General features: G+C 47.2%; 3 protein-coding genes. 1 reads left to right on the plus strand and 2 read right to left on the minus strand.

The window, feature by feature from the left end; genetic code table 11:
- Positions 1 to 137 precede the first annotated feature (137 nt).
- On the plus strand, positions 138 to 1271 hold the full coding sequence (gene cheB / locus IQ229_RS19570; protein WP_194046596.1) for a chemotaxis-specific protein-glutamate methyltransferase CheB: 1134 nt from the start codon (positions 138 to 140) through the stop codon (positions 1269 to 1271).
- A gap of 172 nt (positions 1272 to 1443) precedes the next feature.
- Here the strand turns inward: cheB and IQ229_RS19575 are convergent, their stop codons facing one another.
- Both IQ229_RS19575 and IQ229_RS19580 read right to left on the minus strand, forming a co-directional pair.
- On the minus strand, positions 1444 to 1827 hold the full coding sequence (locus IQ229_RS19575; protein WP_194046598.1) for a response regulator: 384 nt from the start codon (positions 1825 to 1827) through the stop codon (positions 1444 to 1446).
- Positions 1828 to 1924: 97 nt separating this feature from the next.
- Positions 1925 to 3321: sensor histidine kinase (locus tag IQ229_RS19580; protein WP_194046600.1), on the minus strand; the 1397-nt coding region annotated here is incomplete at its 5' end.

A 3321-nucleotide genomic window follows, 5' to 3' on the forward strand; every position in this document is an offset into this window, starting at 1 on the left:
CTCGAATACTTGCTAACGCTGCGCTATCCACTTTTTCGGTCAAAATTCATTCTGAATTCTGACTCCTGACTCCTGACTCCTGAATTCTGTTCGATGAAGAATAATTTTCTCGTAAAATCTCAATTTACTGTCAACCGATGAAAAACTCTGCCCCGATTCGCGTCTTTCTGGTGGAGGATTCGCTCGTCGCCTTAACCATCCTCAAGCGGATTCTGGCGAGTTCCCCGGAAGTGGATGTGGTGGGAACTGCTCCCAATGGCGTGGAAGCATTGGAGCGAATTCCAGCCGCACAGCCCCAGGTAATCTGCACCGATCTACACATGCCCAAAATGGATGGACTGGAACTCACCCGCCGGATTATGGCAGACTATCCCCGTCCCATTCTAGTAATCAGCACTTCCGTTAATACTCAAGAAGATTCCCGCAATGTTTTTAAACTGCTGCAAGCGGGTGCTTTGGATGTTTTTCCCAAACCCAGCATCGACTCACTTTCAGACTATGAACACGTCAAGCACGAATTAATCAACCGGATCAAAGTTCTGGCAGGGGTTACAGTCTTTACTCGCCACACTTCCCGAACTGCGACGGTAGAACCCAGAACGCATCCTCTTAGCCCCAAAAGTAAGCCAGAACCATTCAACCCAAAACCTGTCAGTAACTCGCAATTCCCCATTCGTAATTCCCCGTCCCTGCCCAAAATCGTGGCGATCGGAGCCTCCACAGGCGGCCCCCAGGCATTGTACACGATCCTAAAACAACTCCCTGCAAACTTTCCCGTACCCATTCTGTGTGTCCAACATATCAGCGAAGGATTTCTGCAAGGACTGGTAGATTGGCTAGCAGCAGAATGTTTCCTGCGCGTGACGATCGCCCAACCGGGAGAATTTCCCAAACCGGGTACTGTCTACTTCGCTCCCGAACGACAACACCTGCAACTCGACACTCAAGGGCGATTAATCACCGTCAGCACCCCTGCCGTTTCCGGGCATCGTCCCTCCGTCACAGTTTTGTTTCAAGCCGTTGCCATCTGCTACCCGCGATCGGCGGTTGGTATTTTGCTGACTGGCATGGGACGCGATGGCGCAGATGGATTACAAGCGATCGCTCAAGCCGGAGGTACTACCATTGCCCAAGATGAACAAACCTGCGTTGTCTTTGGGATGCCCAAAGAAGCGATCGCTCTGGGAGCCGCCCAACACATTTTGGCGATCGGCGAAATTGCTCCCATGCTATTGAATCGAATCTGCTACATCAACTCTAAACATTCTTAGTACAGCATTTCATTAATTCGTACCGAATTAAATTGGCAATACACGACAATGTTAATACATGGGCTTGCATTGTTAATGCGTCGGCCGCCTTGTTAATGCGTTGGCTTACATTTACATTAAAAACGCTACGCTTTTACGCAAAGCTGTACTTAGACATCTTTCGTCCATGTAATCAGGAACCAATAAATTTTCGTACAGCTTCGCGCAATTGTTCAGCATCAAAAGGTTTGATCAGATATTCTGTTGCACCCGCCAGATGACCCTTCACCCGGTCGAAGGGGGAATCTTGAGAAGTCACCATAATCACGGGCAAATGCTGAAACTGGGGCAGGCTTCGCACCGTGCGGCAAAACTCCAACCCGTTTACATCCGGCATCTGCACATCCAATAGCAAGACTGAAATCCGTTGATGATAAATGATCGACAGGGCATCAACCGCGTTAGCGGCTGTTATTACTTGATAGCCCGGTTCTAGCGCTCGTTTAATCATTTGATGAATCACAAGGCTATCATCAAGCGCGAGAACAATCGGTGAGCTTGTCGTACCATTTGACATACTTTACAAGTCGATGAGTCAATCATCGTTGGCGTTTAGCCTAGCATTCCCCAAGGAAGACTTGAACAATTGATATTTTGATAATTTTTTACATGTTTCAAGTACTTTTAACCAGAGGCTCAACCGGAATTTGAATCAAGAACTCGCTGCCTTTCCCAAGTTCTGAGGAGCATTTTAAAATGCCGCCATGTTTTTCAACCACAATTTGATAGCTAATGGACAGCCCCAGCCCGGTTCCCTTACCGATGGGTTTGGTGGTGAAGAATGGATTGAACAGTTTTTGCTGGGTTGTTTCTGTCATCCCAGAACCGTTATCTCGAATCCGAATCACTACATTATCTGCGTGGGAGAGTTGAGATAGATCGGAACTACCAGATTTTTCTCTACTAATGAGTTCTGTTTGAATGGTAATGATGGGATTAGGCGTTTCATCTAAGGCATCGATCGCATTACCCAAAAGATTCATAAATACTTGATTTAATTGCCCTGCATAACAATCAACAGGCGGTAAATTTTCGTATGCTTTAATCACTTGAATCTCAAACTTGGCACTGGTTAATTTCAAGCGACTCTTCAAAATTAACAACGTGTTTTCAATCCCTTCATGGATATCCACAGGTTTCATCTCGGCTTCATCCAGGCGCGAGAAGTTCCGCAGAGATAGGACAATTTGCCGAATTCGTTCTCCACCCATTTGCATCGACGACAATAAATTAGGCAAATCATGCATCAAGAAATCAAGATCGATAGTCTCTATCTTTTCCTGAATAGCATCAGTTCCATTGGGATAGGTTGCCTGATAAAGATGCAATAGTTCCAGCAAATCCCGAACATAGTTGGTTGCATAAGTAATATTACCGTTAATAAAGTTGACCGGGTTGTTGATTTCGTGGGCAACTCCGGCCACCAATTGCCCCAAGCTCGACATCTTCTCTTGCTGTACCAGTTGCATTTGGGTTTCCTGCAACTGGCTCAGGGCGTTTCCCAGATAGGTGGCTTGAGTTTGAGCTGCAAAGGCGGTTGCTCGTGTTTGGGCAAGCAGTTCTGCCTGATCGAGAGCGATCGCTACTTGATCGGTGACAGCTTTGAGTAACCGGACTTCGCTATCAGTCCATTGGCGCGAACCGCGACAGTGATGGCAAACAATAGCACCCAATTGACCAGAATGTGTTCTCAGTGGCAGCAGCAGCACCGAGGTGACTGCCAGTTGACGCAGCAGGGCGCGATCCTCCGAGGTGAGTGCTTCTGAGGTAGTAGAAACATCCTCAATCCTTAGCATATCTAGATTTAAAATAGTTTCTGCCAGAATGGAGCCATGCCCAAGGGAAAGTTCCCCCAACGCCATCTGAATCTCTGGGTTAGTCGCTTCGTGAGTCACCATAAAGTTGAACCGATCTTTGTTGGGCAGACACCACACAAAGTCACAGCGATCAACTTGCAACAGAGTATGAATCTCATTCACCGCCGTTTGTAAAATCGTGTCCAGATCCAGAG

It is taken from the genome of Nostoc cf. edaphicum LEGE 07299, assembly GCF_015207245.1.
Taxonomy (GTDB): Bacteria; Cyanobacteriota; Cyanobacteriia; order Cyanobacteriales; family Nostocaceae; genus Nostoc; species Nostoc edaphicum_B.